Source organism: Sediminibacterium goheungense, from assembly GCF_004361915.1.
Classification (GTDB): Bacteria; Bacteroidota; Bacteroidia; order Chitinophagales; family Chitinophagaceae; genus Sediminibacterium; species Sediminibacterium goheungense.
This window is the reverse complement of record NZ_SNWP01000010.1, coordinates 305,559-322,130: the sequence shown is the minus strand read 5'-3', so window position 1 is coordinate 322,130 and position 16,572 is coordinate 305,559. Positions and strand designations below refer to the sequence as shown.

The following is a 16,572-nucleotide window of genomic DNA, read 5'->3' as shown; positions in this document are numbered from 1 at the left end:
GACTACTCACTTTCTTCCCCCCATTCATCATGTATAAGTCAATCTTCATACTTTATGTGGTTTGTTTTGGTTGCTATATTTTGTTTACGCGCCAGCCTGATTATTTTGATGGGGTAAAAGTACCGGCAACCATTCAAATGGAAATCGACGCTTCCAGTGGAGATTCAGTATTAAAGGCTGTTTTCAATACTGGAACAAAGGAGTTTGCAATAAATCCGCATTATCCACTGCGAACCATAAAAGCGGGTCAGCAGGTAACTGTCATTTATGAAACCGGTAACCCATCAATGGGGCAATTGTATAGTGGATGGGGTTATTGGTGGCGTTGGGATGAATTGGTCGTATCTTCAATACTCTGTTTTTTGCTTTTTCAGGTAGCTATATCAGTTACCAGTAACCCCAATCCCGAAGCATTGGTAGAGCAACTTGAATACAAGGAAGAAAAGAAAAAGAAATACCTGGATTAGGCTTACTGAATAGTATACTGGTATTCAATCCTGCCAACCTGCATTTTACTTTTATCACTGCAAATTTCCTGTGTTTTAAGGCCTTTGTCGTTGTAAGTATACTTCCAGACGAAATAATTATTGCTGCCAAGTGAAAATTGGGTCATTTGTGAAGGTTGACCGGCTGTATTGTACTCGTAGATAAAGTCAGGTAAGAGTTTTTTAAGTTTACTGTTATACCTGACTATATCAGTAAGCTGTCTGTTGGTATTGTAATAGTAATAATAACTTTCGATCGTACGCCCTTTTTTCTGCCATCTTTCCTCGCCTATATTTCCCTGTTCATCTTTTATAAATTGAACCATAACGGTATCGGATTGATTTTTAATTTTCAGCATAGATACCGGAGCGCCAAATTCATCATAGGTCCATTCATGTATTTCGGCCTGCGTGCTGTTCATAAATGTATCTATGGTAGATAGACTGACTTTACTGATACGTCCTTGTGCATCATAGGTATAATCTGTTTTGTTACTAATATTTTTATTATTGGTTTGGGTACGTTTTAAAACCCCCAGGTCATAAGTATTTACAGTAACGCTGGTTTGGTTATTATTTACCGTGGTTATGGTAACTTTTTTACCATCGCGGCTGATTTCCTGATTTACAGTCAGCCCTTCTGTAATGGAATTATCGGGTTCGTAAGAAATGGTTTTGATGGCGGCGATTTTCTGAGCCCTCCATACCTTATATTGTTCATTTCCCTGACGGATAGAAACAATATCATTGAAATAATATTGAGCATTGATAAATCCTGTAAAGCCGATAAACAGGAAACTGAGCGCTGCTTTCATCATAATGTAAAATTACTCAATCCTCCCGTTCATTTTTCAACATTCAACCCACGACAGTTGTGGCAATGGATTAGTTGTGTATTTTTAATCAAACGTTAACAAGTGTCTCATTTACCGGAAAGAAAGGAAAAGATATGTCTCAACTGCGGAGCCGCTCTGCACGGGCGTTTTTGTCATTATTGCGGACAGGAGAATATAGCGCCAAAAGATAGCTTCTGGCACTTGGTTACCCATTTTGTATATGATATTATACATTTTGATGGAAAGTTTTTCAGTACACTCAAATATCTTTTGTTTCGTCCCGGTTTTTTATCCCACGAATACCTGAGAGGCAGAAGGGCCGATTATCTTCACCCCATAAGGATGTATGTATTCACATCGGCATTTTTCTTTCTTATTTTCTTCAGTTTCTATCAGAAAGAAGATGAAATCCAGATAAAAGAAAACAAGGATACAGCCAGTGAAGTTTTAGAGAAGCTTGAAACACAGAAAAGACAGCTGAAAAAATCCTTACAAATACCGGCGGCTTCTTTTGCTTCAGCACAAATTAGAGACAAGATAAAGCAAACAGATGCTGATATCGCCATGGTGAAGCGTGATAGTACAATGGCCGACAGTGTTAAAAGTTTACCCCAGGGGGGCTTTACCTTAATGTCATTCAATAGAAATCCGATTAATAAAACTTTGGCCACAGTAAAAGAATACGATTCATTGCAGGCTTTACTACCTAAAAAAGACAGGGATGGTTTTATTGCAAAGGCTTTCATAAGGCAAAACCTCCATCTCAGGGAAAAATATAAAGGAGATTCAAAAGCTAGTCTGAAAGCGATTACCAATAAGTTTATTCATTTCTTCCCTCAGATGTTATTCGTGTCCCTGCCGCTTTTTGCTTTAATCCTGCAGCTTATGTATGCCAGAAGAAGGCAATTTTATTATGTAAACCATATTATCTATTCTATACATCTTTATTGTGCCATTTTTATCGTTATACTGTCTGGACTATGGCTTAATAGCATTGCAGCAAAAATTACGCATGCAGAACAGGATTGGATAGGCACTGTTTTTACATTCGCAGGCTTTTTCTACCTGTATAAGTCCATGAGGAATTTTTATGGACAGCGAAGGGCGAAAACAATCCTGAAGTATATATTGCTGTTATTTGCTTCTATGTTGGCAATGATCCTTCTGTTTACTGTATTTTTCCTTTTCTCAGCTTTTGTTGTATAAATGTAAATTGAAAAATTAAAGATGAAAGAAACCGCAGATAGTTTTCTGGCACTGGTAACGATTATGGATGAATTAAGGGAGCAGTGCCCATGGGATAAAAAACAAACCATACAGAGTTTGCGTTCTATGACATTAGAGGAAACCTATGAACTGGCAGATGCGATTGATCAGGCAGACTGGAAAGGAATTAAAGAAGAATTAGGTGATCTTTTATTACATATACTGTTTTATACAAAAATAGGAACAGAGCAAAAACAGTTTGTGCTGAAAGAAGTGATCGATGGGATTGCCCAGAAACTGATAACCCGCCACCCTCATATTTATGGTGATGTAAAAGTGGATAATGAAGAAGATGTAAAAAGAAACTGGGAGCAGATTAAGATGAAAGAAGGCAAAAAGTCGGTATTGCAGGGTGTTCCTCAGTCATTACCGGCAGTGTTAAAAGCTGCCCGGATTCAGGAAAAAGCCAAACAGGTGGGGTTTGAATGGGATAATAGAGAAGATGTATGGAAAAAGGTAGAAGAGGAGATGCAGGAGCTAAAAGATGCAATAGGGGATAACAAACAGGAAGACATAAAGGAGGAATTTGGCGACCTGCTCTTCAGTCTGATCAATTACGCACGGTTTTTGCAGGTAGATGCGGAAGCTGCGCTGGAGCAGACCAATAAAAAATTCATCTATCGTTTTCAGGCAATGGAAGCTATGGCAGCCGAAAAGGGACTTAATTTGGTAAATATGTCCCTGGCTGAAATGGATGCGCTGTGGAACGAGATCAAACGAAAAACATAAACCTTTGATCGGAACACTTAAAAAAGCTGCTTACAAACATGGTTACCTGGCCATAACTGCTGCCTGGCTTTATACCTTTTCATTTATATTTATCAATTACTGGAGTTATAATGCATCACCACAGAAAGTAAAATCCAAACTCGAGCAGCATATCAGCAAGCTGGAGAATCGTTATGCTGAGCTGGTTAATGATACGGCTTCTCTGCACGCACTCATTGCATCAACCAATAACAAGGTAAAGGAAGAAGCTACAAAAGAACCATTTGGTCTCTTTGTATATGCTGTTACTGAAAAAAGCACGCCCACACTCTTATACTGGAATGCTAACCGTTATTATCTTGTGCCGGATGATCTTTACCGGCAGGATAGTGCATGGTTCTCTGTCAAAAGAAATGGTGAATTTGAAATACTGAAATCAAGTGTCCCTATTAAAAATGGACACTTACTTGTTATTGGAATGATTCCAATAAGATGGTCGTACTTTATTGAAAACAAATATTTGCATAGTGATTTTGCAGGTTTCGAAGGATTGGATGATCAATATGAACTCACCACCCTTGCGGGTAACGATGTATTACCGATATTCAATAGTGCCGGGAAAGAATTGTTTGGTATAAAGCTTAAGCCAGGCAAGTCTTTTATTTCTTACGATAGTTTTACGATTCTTTTACGTATCCTGTCAATTGTTTTTTTATTGATATTTCTGAATTCGGTTACAACGGATCTGATGCTGATACATGGTTTTAAAACCGGATTTATCATCTTAACGGGTATTGTTTTGCTGCTTCGGTTAACTGCTTATCAGTTTAATTTTCCTTTCGATTATAGCAAGCTACCTTTATACAACCCATCTATTTATGCCTCTAATATCATTCATCCTTCCTTAGGAGATCTATTGGTAAATGCTATTTTGTTATTCTGGTTAATTGGAGTGTATAAAAATCATACCGATGGTAAAACATGGCTACCTAAGCCCTTACCTTTAAAAATCAGGAATTACGGGAATATTTTTATACTTAGCCTGATTGGTTTTGGTATAGCAGGTATTGTTCAAAGTCTGGTACACGATTCGAAAATATCAACTGATGTTACTAATTTTTTCAGCCTGGATATTTATAGTGTGGTAAGTTTTGTGATTCTTTGTTTTTTGGTATTGAGCTTCTTCGGACTTTCCCAGATCCTGTTAAAGCCGTTGATAGACCGGAATTTTCCCCTTCTTGAACAAACGGTTACAATAGTGGTTAGCAGTTTTATTTGCCTGCTATTATTCTTTTCCAATAGTGAAATTCCGGCGGGGTTGGTTATTCTTTTATGGTTATTGTTATTCCTGCTGATCATTAATTACCGAAAAAAAGACCTGGATCTTCCACTGCTCCGGTCTACATTTTTCATTTTCTGGGTTATGTTCTTTACATTCTCAATAGCGGGGATGGTACTATACGAGAACAGGGTTACAGAATTTGAACAGAGAAAACGCATCGCTGAAAAACTGGCCCTGCAAATTGATCCGTCCGGGGAAAACCTCTTGAATATCGCTGCCACAAATTTTGATGATCAGTTTCTTTTAAAAAATTTTGATCGTTTCCAGAATGAATTTGAAAACAAATACATCAAAGACAGTCTGATCAACCAGAATTTTTCAGGCTATCTCAATAAATATGATACGCGGATATACACTTTTGATAGTTTGTATCATCCTTTATACAATGAAGATTCCACAGATTATGCTGCCATCAAGACCATTATTCTTAACCAGGCCAGACCAACCATTATTCCTGATTTATACAGTTATGATAATACATCGGAAGGGTTTAGCTATTTATACCAGAAAGAAGTAACACAAAAAGGCGGAACCCTTGGGTATCTTTTTGTTATCATCAAATCAAAACGTTACAAAAGCGAAGCGCTATATCCTGAGTTATTTAACCAGGTGCAAAACCTTTCATCCGATCTGAATACCAATTATGCATATGGTATTTATAATAAAGGAAAGCTGATTAATCATTTTAATACCTATCATTTTCCTTCCCGTTTGAAAAAAGAACAAATCAATCAATTTGAATTTACTTATAAACTTTCGGGAGAGTATAGTGAGTTGTGGTTTAACGGGGGAAACGATAAGCAGGTAGTAGTTGTGAAAAGAAATACCTGGGTAGTTGAATTTCTCACTTTATTCGCTTATCTGTTTTGTTCCTTTTTGCTGATCATTTTTGTTTTTCATCTGGGTAGTCAATTATTAAAGGCAAGGTTTAAATGGAAAGAAATTAAGAAACTTTTCCGCTTTAATATCCGTACCCAGATCCAGGCAACCATTATATTTCTGAGTGTCTTTTCCTTTTTGGTAATTGGTATCGCCACTATTTCCTTTTTTATTATACGCTTTAACAGGAGTAATGAGGAAAGACTATCAAAGTCTATACAGGTAATGTCGAACGAGATCAATAGCAAACTTAGTTCCCAGTTTAGTTTTGATGATGTACTGACTTTTAAAAATGTGGGTCTTTCCCGTGAACTGGAGCAGGATATTGCTGCCATTTCTGATTTGCATAATGTGGATGTGAATTTTTATGATATCAATGGTAGTCTGCTTACATCTACACAGCCCTATATTTATAATAAGCACCTGCTCAGTACGCAGATGGAGCCTAAAGCTTTCCAGCAGTTGCATTACGATAACAGTATCAGGTATATACAGTCTGAAAGGGTAGGTGATTTTGAATACCTGAGTATTTATGTACCATTATCTGATGAAATGGGTGAGAACTATGCGTATCTCAATATTCCCTATCTCAACTCACAAAACGAATTAAACCAGGAAATATCTGGCTTTCTCGCAACATTGATCAACCTGAATGCATTTATCTTCCTTGTGGCGGGTGCCATTGCTTTTTTTCTAACCAGCAGAATTACCGCTTCATTTAGTCTGATCGGTGAAAAAATGCGACAGATGAATATTGGCAAAAGCAATCAGGAGATTGTGTGGTCGCGAAATGATGAAATTGGTATGCTGGTTGGAGAATACAATAAAATGGTTCGTAAGCTGGAGCAAAGTGCCCTTGCATTGGCCAGAAGCGAACGGGAAGGAGCCTGGCGCGAAATGGCCCGGCAGGTGGCGCATGAAATCAAGAATCCGCTCACCCCGATGAAGCTCAGTATTCAATACCTGCAAAATGCAATCATGAAAGGCTCTCCGGATGTAAAAGAGCTCACTTCGAATATGGCGCAGACACTGGTAGAACAAATTGATCAGTTGTCAAAAATAGCCAGTGAGTTTTCGCAGTTTGCTAATATCGGTAATGCCAAACTTGAAAAAATAGATTTGCGGGAAGTGATCGAATCGGTCATACGCTTATATGCAACCCACCCCGAGTTGGAAATCAGTTTCAATAATACACTGTCAACTGCAACGGTTATCGCAGATAGGGTACAGATGAATCGGCTTTTGACCAACTTATTACAGAATGCAGTAGAAGCAGGGATGGATAAATCACAAAAAGTACAAGTAAATATCCTGCTTGAACAAAAAGAGGGGAACATACTCCTTGTTGTTCAGGATGATGCAGGAGGAATACCTGAATCCATGCAGGTCAATATTTTTGTTCCGAATTTTACTACCAAATCTTCGGGTACGGGTTTGGGACTGGCAATATGTAAAGGCATTGTTGAAAAAGCAAATGGAACCATCTGGTTTGAAACAACAGAAGGGGAGGGTACCAGTTTCTTCATCGCCCTGCCGGTACAATCCTGATGAGTAACGCTTAACGTTTGGCATGCTGCTGCACCAGAAAGTCTTCAAAATCTTCTCTGGAGAAGCTGCTGAGGTTATTTTCTTTGGTTAACCCCGCTTTCTGTGCAGCCATTACGCCATACCTGCAATCATCATAGCCTTCAATGTGGTGAGCATCGGGATCAATTGAAATAAGTACTCCTTTTTCCAATGCTCGATCTATCCATCTCCAGTCAATGTCCAGTCTTCTTGGGTGTGCATTCAGTTCAATCACAACATCATTGGCCGCACAGGCGTCAATGATTCTGGCATGATCAACCGGATAGCCATTTCTACTTAAAAGTAATCGGCCTGTCATATGTCCGAGTATGCTGGTAAATGGATTTTCTATGGCATTGATAAGCCGCATCATGGCTTTTTCTTCGGGCATTTTCAAGTTGGAATGTATAGAGGCAATAACCAGATCAAAATCTGCAAGTACCTCATCAGGATAATCCAGGCTGCCATCATTCAGAATATCACTCTCAATACTCTTATAAATGCGGAAAGGTGCGAGTTTTGCATTCAGTTCCTCAATCTGTTGGTGTTGTGCATATACGCGGTCAATATCCAGACCGCTGGCATAAAAAGCAGAACGGGAGTGGTCGCTGATAACAAGGTATTCGAATCCTCTTTCAATGGCCGCGGCAGCCATTTCTTCCAGTGTATTACTACCATCGCTCCATTTACTATGACTGTGAATGATCCCTTTAATATCCGTTGACTGGATTACTACCGGCAGTTGGTTCTTGCGGGCCTCTTCAATGATCCCTTCTTTTTCTCTCAGGTAAGGGGGAATGTATGTAATACCTGCTTCTTCAAAAAGAGCTTCTTCACTTGGATAAGCCTTTTCTGGGTGCCATCCGAAATATGTTTTCCAGGCATTCAGGAAAACTTCACTGCAACTGGTTTCGAAAAGTTTTGAGAAGCACTGATCTGTATGCGTACAGTAGAAACCTAAACTTACATTATCAACTGATTTTACAGCTACATAATCTTCTGTTACACGAATCAGCTCAAATTGTTGTGCTGTAAAAAAACGGGTCAGTTGATCTGTTGAACAGTTCGTAACCCATTCGAGGATATGCACAATTTCATCCTGTTTTCGGTATGAACCTGTGGATAAAAAGAGTGTACCCGGGAAGCTTTCCTGGAGCTTTTCAGATGCTTTTTGGGCAAAATCTTCCATTTGCTGAAACAGATAACTGCCCAGTGAACCGAAATAAAATTCAATGGATTCCCGGATATTGTTCTGTGTTTTTTCTCCAAAGCCTTTGTAAAGTGTTAGGCGATTTTCATTACACGCGTATAAAAGTTCTCCCAATGTTTCTATCTCTAACTCTTTCCAGATCGTCGCAATTTTTTTCGGACCGAGTCCCTTAATGTGTAACATTTCAATAATGCCTTCCGGTGTTTTTGAAATGTATTCATCCAACACAGCCAACCGGCCGGTTTCTAATTGTTCAATAATTCTCTTTCCGGTACTCTCCCCAATGCCCTTTTGGATAAATATTTTATCATGGGGCATGGTAGAAAGTTCTACAGGCAGTTTATCGATACTAAAAGCTGCACTGGCATATGATTTTGCCTTGAAAGCGTTATCCCCATGGATATCCATGAGTTTTGACAGAAGAGAAAAATTCCCGGCGATGGCTTCGTTGGTCATAGTAGAAAATAAGCGAGTGGTGAAGTTAGCATAAAAAAAGTCCCGCCATGTGGCGGGACTCTCAAATCTATTTTAGCTAAAGCTAAACTAAGATTACTTCTTTTTAGCAGCTTTCTTAGGAGCAGCTTTTTTAGCAGCTTTTTTAGGAGCAGCTTTTTTAGCGGCTTTTTTAGGAGCAGCTTTCTTTGCAGCCTTTTTAGGAGCAGCTTTCTTTGCAGCTTTTTTAGGAGCAGCTTTCTTAGCGGCTTTCTTTGGTGCAGCTTTCTTAGCAGCTTTTTTTGCAGTTGCCATGTTTTTTAGATTTAATGGTTAGTAAATAATACATTAAAAATAAAAACTTATTTGTAACTACAAAAAAAAATTTTTATGCGGTCTCTGCAACCGGCGCTACCGATACGGTAGTTTTATCATTTTTTCCTTTCTTGAATTCAACGATACCATCAGATAATGCGAACAAAGTATAGTCAGAACCAACACCTACATTCTTACCAGGATGATAAACAGTTCCTCTCTGACGAACGATGATGTTACCGGCGATAGCAGGCTGACCACCATATATCTTAACACCGAGACGTTTGCTCTGAGAGTCGCGGCCGTTCTTTACACTACCTTCACCTTTTTTGTGTGCCATGGTTATTTGTTTTTAAACCGGGACCAACTCAAATTGGAACCGGGTATGTTTTTTACTTAAGCGATGCTTTCGATTTTGATACGCGTATAATGCGTTCTGTGACCATGCTTCTTGCGGAAGCCCTTTCTTCTTTTCATTTTAAAGGCGATCACTTTGTCACCCTGTACCAGGTCACTGATGATTTCAGCTTTTACAGTAGCTTTTACACTACTGCCTGAAGCAACAGTACCGGCATTGTCCGTAAACAATACATCGGTGAACTCAACTTTATCTCCGGTTTTACCCTGCAGGTGAGGAACATACAGGCTTTGTCCTTCCTGTACCTTAAATTGCTGACCTGCGATTTTTACAACTGCTAACATAGCTATCCAAAATTAGGACGGCAAAGGTAGGGATTTGGGTGCAGATTTTGCAAAGATTTTTGAAATAAATCTTATTCACAACCCAGATAAGTATATAAGAAAGCCCTCGGCAAGTGTTCCCATATGAAAAGAACACCTGCTTTTTTTAGCAAAATAATGATTTTCAGTCTTTTATATTCTTCGACGCTGTCTAAAACCGGAAATAGGTCTTTAGCAGAAACATCCTCGGCCGTATTGGATAACTACTTTCTACCAGGCTATTTACCGATAGCCGGCTTAATACGTAACTATCATTACCCGCCAGGTTAAAGCAGGATAATTCAATATCAGATTTCAATTTTTTGAATTTGAAAGTAATGGCAGCATCCAGAAACAGGGTATGCATCGAAGGCACATTCTTGGTTTCATTAAAATAGTCCTCAATTTTAAAACGTATCACCATCTTGTTCCCCGGGGTAACATTTACTTCGGCATTCTGCCTTAGCTGACGGATCTTTAACTGCTGATTCACTGCACTGGCCGGAAGCCCCTTTTGCTGGTTACTCATCAGATTCAGCGATCCCTGATAACCCAGGTTCATCCAGTTACTCAGTTTTGAATTGAGCGTTAACGTGAAACCGGTATTCCTGCTTTCATAATCGAGTCTGTTACCGTTTTGTAATTGTATGTTATTCCCTTTCTGCCACATAATGGCTGCACCAATGGTGGTTCTCAGCTTAAAAAGGTATTTACTTAACCGCAGGTTAGCATTCAGGTTCCGGGTTTCATAATCAAATAAAATACGTTTTGCAATCTGTACCTCATCACTCAGAAATGCATCATTGCCTGAATTGCCATTATTAACGATATAGCCAATACCCGCATTCAGAAAAAATAGTTTTATGGCATTTCTGTAGGCATAGTATAAAGAGCTTCCTTTTGTAATACTGGTAGACAATGTGGCATCATTCCGAATAAAGTTCCGGTAGTTCTGTAACAGATAGCCCTCAAATGCCTCATTCACATTACCACGGCTATTTGTCTGATAATAATAAGCAGAAACCTCATTGTCATTGTTCATTTTCCATAATGCCCGGAAACTCGGTGTAAAAGGAATAAACCTGATATTGTCAGCAGAAGGTTTGGTAAGCTGGTTTTTATATCGGAATTCCTGATAACTGAACGGCAGGTTCACCGAAATATTCCAGTTCTTGGTGTTCCATTCACTACCTGCTTCAACATAAACCTTGTACCTGTTCCATGATAAATTATTGTAAAAACTATCGGGAGCAGCTGTTATGACACCACTTGTTTGCACTGTTTGAAGTACAGACTGCATCTGAACAGACTGCCAGTTAAAACCGGCGCGTAAACTTTGTGCAAAAGCTCCTATTTTTCTTCTGTACATTAAAAAGTTATCCGTGTAAAAAACAGGTTCTGTAGCAGACTGTTTCAACTGATCATAAGGAATGCTATTGTTCAGAAGATTATTATACAATCCCGGAACCATGGTAAGATCCTGCGGATTATTCCTGTTACTGATATAGGAACCTATTTCAACCACATGTTTCCCATTGATTACTTTATTATATCGAAGATCATTGCTGAATGTGGTGGTATTCATCTTTAATTGCTGCGTAAGCAATGGCTGTACATTGGTTTGCATACGGGCATACCCATCAGTAATGGCATGTTCCAGCAAAAGGGTGTTATTCAGGAAATAGTTGCTTTTGTTTACATTCAGGTTCAACTGCGTTACATAGGTAAGGGGTGTGTTACGGTTATCCTGAAATTCACTGTACCGGATAGTATCGCCGGGTAGAAAGTAAGTGGCATTGTAACGGTAAGACTGGTTACGCACATCATGCAGGAAAAAACCATTGATGCGTAAGGTAGCTTCCGGGCTTATTCTGAGCATTTTATTGATGTTTAATAAGCCTGTATTATTAAAGAGATAACGCCGCCTGCTCAGATCCGGTGTGCCTGCTGTTGCCATCGATAATAAATTAGGAGAAACCGAATTATCATTGTTACGGAACGATGAAAACCCAATCGAATGAGAAACCAAATCTGTTTCCAGATCAACGCCGGTATTATTGTATTTGTAGTAATTGATAAACTTCACTTCCTTTTTAAACAGCATCAGATTCATTGAGCCGTCTACCAGTGAAGGGGTGCCAACAGCGATATTACCATCGCCGATTAAGCGTATCCGCGCCTTATCTTTCAGTACCAGGTTCATGGCTGGATTATCGCTGGGAACAATTCCTTTCAATGATTTTACTGCCTGATGATTTTCCAGGACCTCAATCTTACTTACCATATCAGACGGAATGGTACGGGTAGCTATATTATAACGGCCATCCAGTAAATTGTCTCCGTCTATATATAAGTGTGTAATCGGCTTTCCGAGGTAGGTAATTTTACCAGTCTCATCCATTTCCACGCCAGGAAGTTTTTTGATGACATCACCAATAACCCGGTCGCTTTTATCCGCAAAGGAAGCTACATCGTAGTGTAGCGTATCTCCCTCCAACCTTACTAATGGCTTCTTATTCTGAACGGTAACAGTAGGTAATTCACTGACCGTTGTTTCCATGCTGAAATTAAATGTTTCATCAGCACTCTTTAGTGCTACCTGCTGTTTTTTAAAGTTGATGGCAGATACATTCACCAGAAAACTATCGGGCTGAAAGCTGCCATTATACTGTAAACTGAAACTGCCGGAACTATTGGTAATAGCAAAAGCAAGAATGACAGGCTTGCCTTTTTTGGTAAGCGTAATACTGGCCGATGATAATGGCTTTTTAGCAGCATCTTTTACGGTGCCGGATAACTTTATCTGAGCGGCAACGGGTGCAGATAAGATAAGCGTGCAAATAAGTGCAAAGCAATAATAAAGTAGTCGCAAAGGATTAGTTTTCTTTTTCGAGTTTATTATTGAAAACTATGGGTTTCACAGTGCTGGCACCTCTCATCGGACTTCCTGAAACAGTGATATTGGAAATCGACATGCCTGGAGGAGGAGGAGGAGCATTCGCACGTCTGAATCCTTCGGGATCAGCATCATATGCTGCTTTCACTTTCAGGTATTCTGCCAACGTAACCTGCGAAGGCTTGGAGGGTAATTCAATCGTAGCATTGGTGGGGGCTGTACTGATCTTTTCAAGTTCAAAATGTACTTCTCCTTTGCTGTCACTCGCTTCCAGAATAAGTCCGGGTAAATTGTTCAGTTTCCATGGCCCAAGACTATAGGGAAGTTCAGGTGCAAACCAGGCTGCATAATCCCTGCCCTTTACCCGTGCAGTTGCTTTCTGACAGGCAATACCACCAATTTCTTTTGTTTCACCGGTAATTGTCCATTCGGGTCTTTTCACCGACTCATCAACCAGGTATTGGGTGATGAAGACACGGTTCAGCGACCAGAGCTGATTTTTGGCGAGTATGGTAAATTGTTTTTCGGTTGTAATAGGGCCGGCACTCACAATGGATCCTCCACTGATAGTACCACCGCTAACAACTATATTCTGACCTGATGATGATCTTGCATTAAAACTGGAGTCCATTTTATACCCGTTATAACTCTGATAGGCACTCAGTTTTTCACCGATCTGTAAAATCATACTTTCATTGGTGAACTCAGTTCTTGCGGTAGTATCGTTCATAAACCTGAACTTGTACCATACCGTAACTTTTACCGGATCAGGACTTTGTGCCTGTATGCTGTACACTGCACATAGTAATAGTGTTAGAAATGCCAAGTTTTTCTTTGGTTGCATGTTAAAAGTTTACGTTAAATAAAAAATGATCTTGTTACCTGTTTCTACTACATTATGGCAACAGCTCGGGAAGGGGGATTTTCCTGATGCGGTGGCGTGCATCTCACAAAAGACATATATGTCTACGCTAATATAGGAATTATTCTGAATGTTTGTTGATTTATATAAGAAATCGGTAATTGTTTTTTAAAAAAGCCAAAACTATCCCCAAACCCCGAACTTCTGTCTATTTTTGCCCGCGAGGTCGTAAAGACTTTCTAACGATATGAACCTGAAATCCTTGCTGGCAAAACCGTTTGCCCAATATATCCATAAACAGATCAAAAGAAACAGTTCACATGCCCTGTCAGATCAGGAAGCCATCCTGAAACAGTTACTCAAAACGGGCAGGGGCACCATTTTTGGCAAAGAACACAGGTTTCATGAAATACAGGACCACCATGGCTTTCAGCAGGCGGTTCCTCTTCGCGATTATGAAGCATTCAAACCATTTATAGAGCAGATCAAAGAAGGAAAAGAAAATGTGCTTTGGAAAGGGAAACCCATTTATTTCGCCAAAACAAGCGGCACCACCAGTGGTGTGAAATATATACCTATTACAAAAGACTCTATTCCCAACCATATTAATACAGCCCGTAATGCCTTGCTTTGTTATATGGCAGAAACAGGCAACAGTGCTTTTGCAGGCGGCAAAATGATCTTTCTGAGTGGCTCGCCTGTTCTGGAAAGAGTAGGTGGTATTCCTACCGGTCGTTTGAGTGGTATTGTAAACCACCATGTACCCAGTTACCTGCGTTCCAATCAGCTACCGGGATATGAAACCAACTGTATTGAAGACTGGGAAACCAAACTCGATAAAATTGTTGATGAAACCATCCATAAAGACATGACACTAATCAGTGGCATACCACCATGGATGCAGATGTACTTTGACAGACTGATTGAAAAGAGCGGTAAAAAAGTAGGTGATCTTTTTCCGAATTTCAGTGTGATGGTGCAGGGGGGGGTAAATTTTGAACCTTACAGGGCTAAATTATTTGAAAGCATCGGGCGGAAAGTAGACAGCATTGAACTCTTTCCTGCAAGTGAAGGTTTTTTTGCCTTTCAGGATCAGCAGGAAACAGAAGGTCTATTGCTGAATACGAATAGTGGTATTTATTATGAATTCATACCAGCATCAGAAATCTTTAATGAAAATCCAACCAGGTTAAGTCTGAAAGATGTGAAAGTAGGAGAGAACTATGCACTGGTCATTAACAGCAATGCAGGTCTTTGGGGATATAATATTGGTGATACCGTAAAATTCTTAAGTACAGACCCCTACAGGCTGATCGTAAGTGGAAGAACCAAACACTTTATTTCAGCTTTCGGTGAACATGTAATCGGAGAAGAAGTGGAATATGCTTTGTTAAAAGCCGCTGCAGAAACAGGTGCACATATCACTGAATTTACAGTAGCACCCATGATAGAGCAGGGCCAGGGGAAAAGTTATCATGAATGGTTTGTAGAGTTTGAAAAGGAACCCGAAAATTTTCAGGACTTTATCGGCAAAACTGAAGCCTACCTTCGGAATAAAAATGTGTATTATGATGATCTGATCAGAGGTAATATTCTGCAAACACTTCAGGTGCGTAAAGTGCGCAAAAATGGGTTCATTGATTATATGCGATCTGTTGGCAAACTGGGCGGACAAAACAAAGTACCCAGATTGAGTAACGACAGGAAACTGGCGGATGCATTGAGTACATTTATTATAGACGGATAAGCTGCTATAAGAAAATGTTTAAATCAGCAGGGGCTGTCTAAATGCTTTTATTTTAACTTATCTTGTGTAACTAAGCCCGTTGTTACGGGAACGATATTATGAATCAGAAAAGGATCGCCATATTTGGATCAACAGGATCAATCGGAACACAGGCATTGGATGTAATTGCCGCTAATCCCGACCTGTTTTCAGCTGAAATACTTACTGCACAAACCAATGACGAACTGTTGATTAAACAGGCGCTCACATTTAACCCGAATGTGGTGGTAATTGGCGATGAAAGAAAATACAATACCGTAAAGGAAGCACTGGCGCATACAGATGTAAAAGTATTTGCAGGAGAAAAAGCATTGATTGAAGCTGCTGCAATGGACTGTTACGATATGATGCTGGCAGCTATTGTAGGTTATGCAGGCTTGAAGCCTACATTAATGGCCATCTCGAATGGTAAAGCCATTGGTCTTGCCAATAAAGAGACGCTGGTTGTGGCCGGCGACATCGTGGTGAATATGGCAATGGAGAAAAAAGTGCCGATTATACCTGTCGATAGCGAACACTCAGCCATTTTTCAATGTCTGGTAGGTGAGGGGAGAAATAAAATTGAAAAGATTATCCTTACAGCAAGTGGTGGTCCTTTTCTGGGTAAAAAACCCAATTTTCTGGTGAATGTGAAAAGGGATCATGCCCTTCAGCATCCCAACTGGAGCATGGGGGCAAAAATTAGTATCGACTCTGCCACACTGATGAATAAGGGTCTGGAAATGATTGAAGCGAAATGGTTATTTAATCTGCGCCCCGAACAAATCGAGGTACTGGTACATGCCCAGAGTATTATTCATAGTATGGTACAGTTTGAGGATGGCAGTCTTAAGGCTCAGATGGGTTTACCCGATATGAAGCTGCCTATACAGTATGCCATGGCTTTCCCCGAAAGAATACCGAACAATTTTCCTCGTTACGATTTCAGGAAACCCAATACCCTCACATTTGAAGAACCGGATACCAAAACTTTCAGGAATCTTGCACTGGCAACTGATGCCTTGTATAAAGGAGGTAATATGCCTTGTATCCTGAATGCAGCCAATGAAATAGCGGTATTTGCTTTTTTGCGAAACCGAATCGGTTTTCTGGATATGACAGAAGTAGTTGAGCAAACCATGCAAAAAACGCATTTTATCGAAAAACCTACGCTGGAAGAGTATTTTGAAAGCGATGGAGAGGCCCGTAACTTTGCCGCATCCTTGATTCACATGTAATCTTTACCTATTTTCACAACAATATACTGCACGTAAAGAGGTATTTATTTAA

At 39.7% G+C, this 16,572-nt stretch carries 13 protein-coding genes; 6 read left to right on the top strand and 7 right to left on the bottom strand.

Translation table 11 applies throughout. From position 1 onward, the window contains the following. The first annotated feature begins 29 nt into the window (after positions 1 to 29). Positions 30 to 467 (top strand): hypothetical protein, encoded by a 438-nt coding sequence (locus BC659_RS01440; RefSeq protein ID WP_133472802.1) that lies wholly within the window; start codon positions 30 to 32, stop codon positions 465 to 467. A 2-nt stretch (positions 468 to 469) separates the two neighbouring features. On the opposite strand, the gene BC659_RS01435 is transcribed toward BC659_RS01440, so the two are convergent. Then, positions 470 to 1,303, bottom strand: coding sequence for a hypothetical protein (locus BC659_RS01435; RefSeq protein ID WP_133472801.1), 834 nt, complete (start codon positions 1,301 to 1,303; stop codon positions 470 to 472). Between the two features lie 99 nt (positions 1,304 to 1,402). On the opposite strand from BC659_RS01435, the gene BC659_RS01430 reads away from it, so the two are divergent. From BC659_RS01430 to BC659_RS01420, 3 genes are read left to right on the top strand one after another with little or no spacing between them, the layout of a single operon-like run. Beyond that, entirely contained in the window at positions 1,403 to 2,527 is a 1,125-nt protein-coding gene (locus tag BC659_RS01430; protein WP_133472800.1) for a DUF3667 domain-containing protein, read from the top strand. Between the two features lie 21 nt (positions 2,528 to 2,548). Then, on the top strand, positions 2,549 to 3,316 hold the full coding sequence (gene mazG / locus BC659_RS01425; RefSeq protein ID WP_133472799.1) for a nucleoside triphosphate pyrophosphohydrolase: 768 nt from the start codon (positions 2,549 to 2,551) through the stop codon (positions 3,314 to 3,316). 4 nt (positions 3,317 to 3,320) lie between these two features. Beyond that, positions 3,321 to 7,064 carry a sensor histidine kinase gene (locus tag BC659_RS01420; protein WP_162847318.1) on the top strand — a complete coding sequence of 1,248 codons (3,744 nt, stop codon included), beginning with the start codon at positions 3,321 to 3,323 and terminating at the stop codon, positions 7,062 to 7,064. 10 nt (positions 7,065 to 7,074) lie between these two features. Here the strand turns inward: BC659_RS01420 and BC659_RS01415 are convergent, their stop codons facing one another. From BC659_RS01415 to BC659_RS01390, 6 genes are all read right to left on the bottom strand, one after another. Further along, on the bottom strand, positions 7,075 to 8,748 hold the full coding sequence (locus tag BC659_RS01415) for a DNA polymerase/3'-5' exonuclease PolX (RefSeq protein ID WP_133472797.1): 1,674 nt from the start codon (positions 8,746 to 8,748) through the stop codon (positions 7,075 to 7,077). 93 nt (positions 8,749 to 8,841) lie between these two features. After that, on the bottom strand, positions 8,842 to 9,039 hold the full coding sequence (locus tag BC659_RS01410) for a hypothetical protein (RefSeq protein WP_133472796.1): 198 nt from the start codon (positions 9,037 to 9,039) through the stop codon (positions 8,842 to 8,844). Between the two features lie 73 nt (positions 9,040 to 9,112). Beyond that, complete coding sequence (gene rpmA / locus BC659_RS01405) at positions 9,113 to 9,379, bottom strand: 50S ribosomal protein L27 (RefSeq protein ID WP_133472795.1); 267 nt, start codon at positions 9,377 to 9,379, stop codon at positions 9,113 to 9,115. A gap of 56 nt (positions 9,380 to 9,435) precedes the next feature. Further along, complete coding sequence (gene rplU / locus BC659_RS01400; protein WP_133472794.1) at positions 9,436 to 9,741, bottom strand: 50S ribosomal protein L21; 306 nt, start codon at positions 9,739 to 9,741, stop codon at positions 9,436 to 9,438. A 190-nt stretch (positions 9,742 to 9,931) separates the two neighbouring features. Continuing rightward, complete coding sequence (locus BC659_RS01395) at positions 9,932 to 12,631, bottom strand: TonB-dependent receptor (RefSeq protein WP_162847317.1); 2,700 nt, start codon at positions 12,629 to 12,631, stop codon at positions 9,932 to 9,934. Between the two features lie 4 nt (positions 12,632 to 12,635). Continuing rightward, a complete protein-coding gene (locus BC659_RS01390; protein ID WP_133472792.1) occupies positions 12,636 to 13,499 on the bottom strand; it encodes a GLPGLI family protein in 864 nt (287 codons plus the stop codon). 265 nt (positions 13,500 to 13,764) lie between these two features. On the opposite strand from BC659_RS01390, the gene BC659_RS01385 reads away from it, so the two are divergent. After that, entirely contained in the window at positions 13,765 to 15,264 is a 1,500-nt protein-coding gene (locus tag BC659_RS01385; protein WP_133472791.1) for a GH3 auxin-responsive promoter family protein, read from the top strand. Positions 15,265 to 15,362: 98 nt separating this feature from the next. Continuing rightward, entirely contained in the window at positions 15,363 to 16,520 is a 1,158-nt protein-coding gene (locus BC659_RS01380) for a 1-deoxy-D-xylulose-5-phosphate reductoisomerase (RefSeq protein WP_133472790.1), read from the top strand. Positions 16,521 to 16,572: the final 52 nt, after the last annotated feature.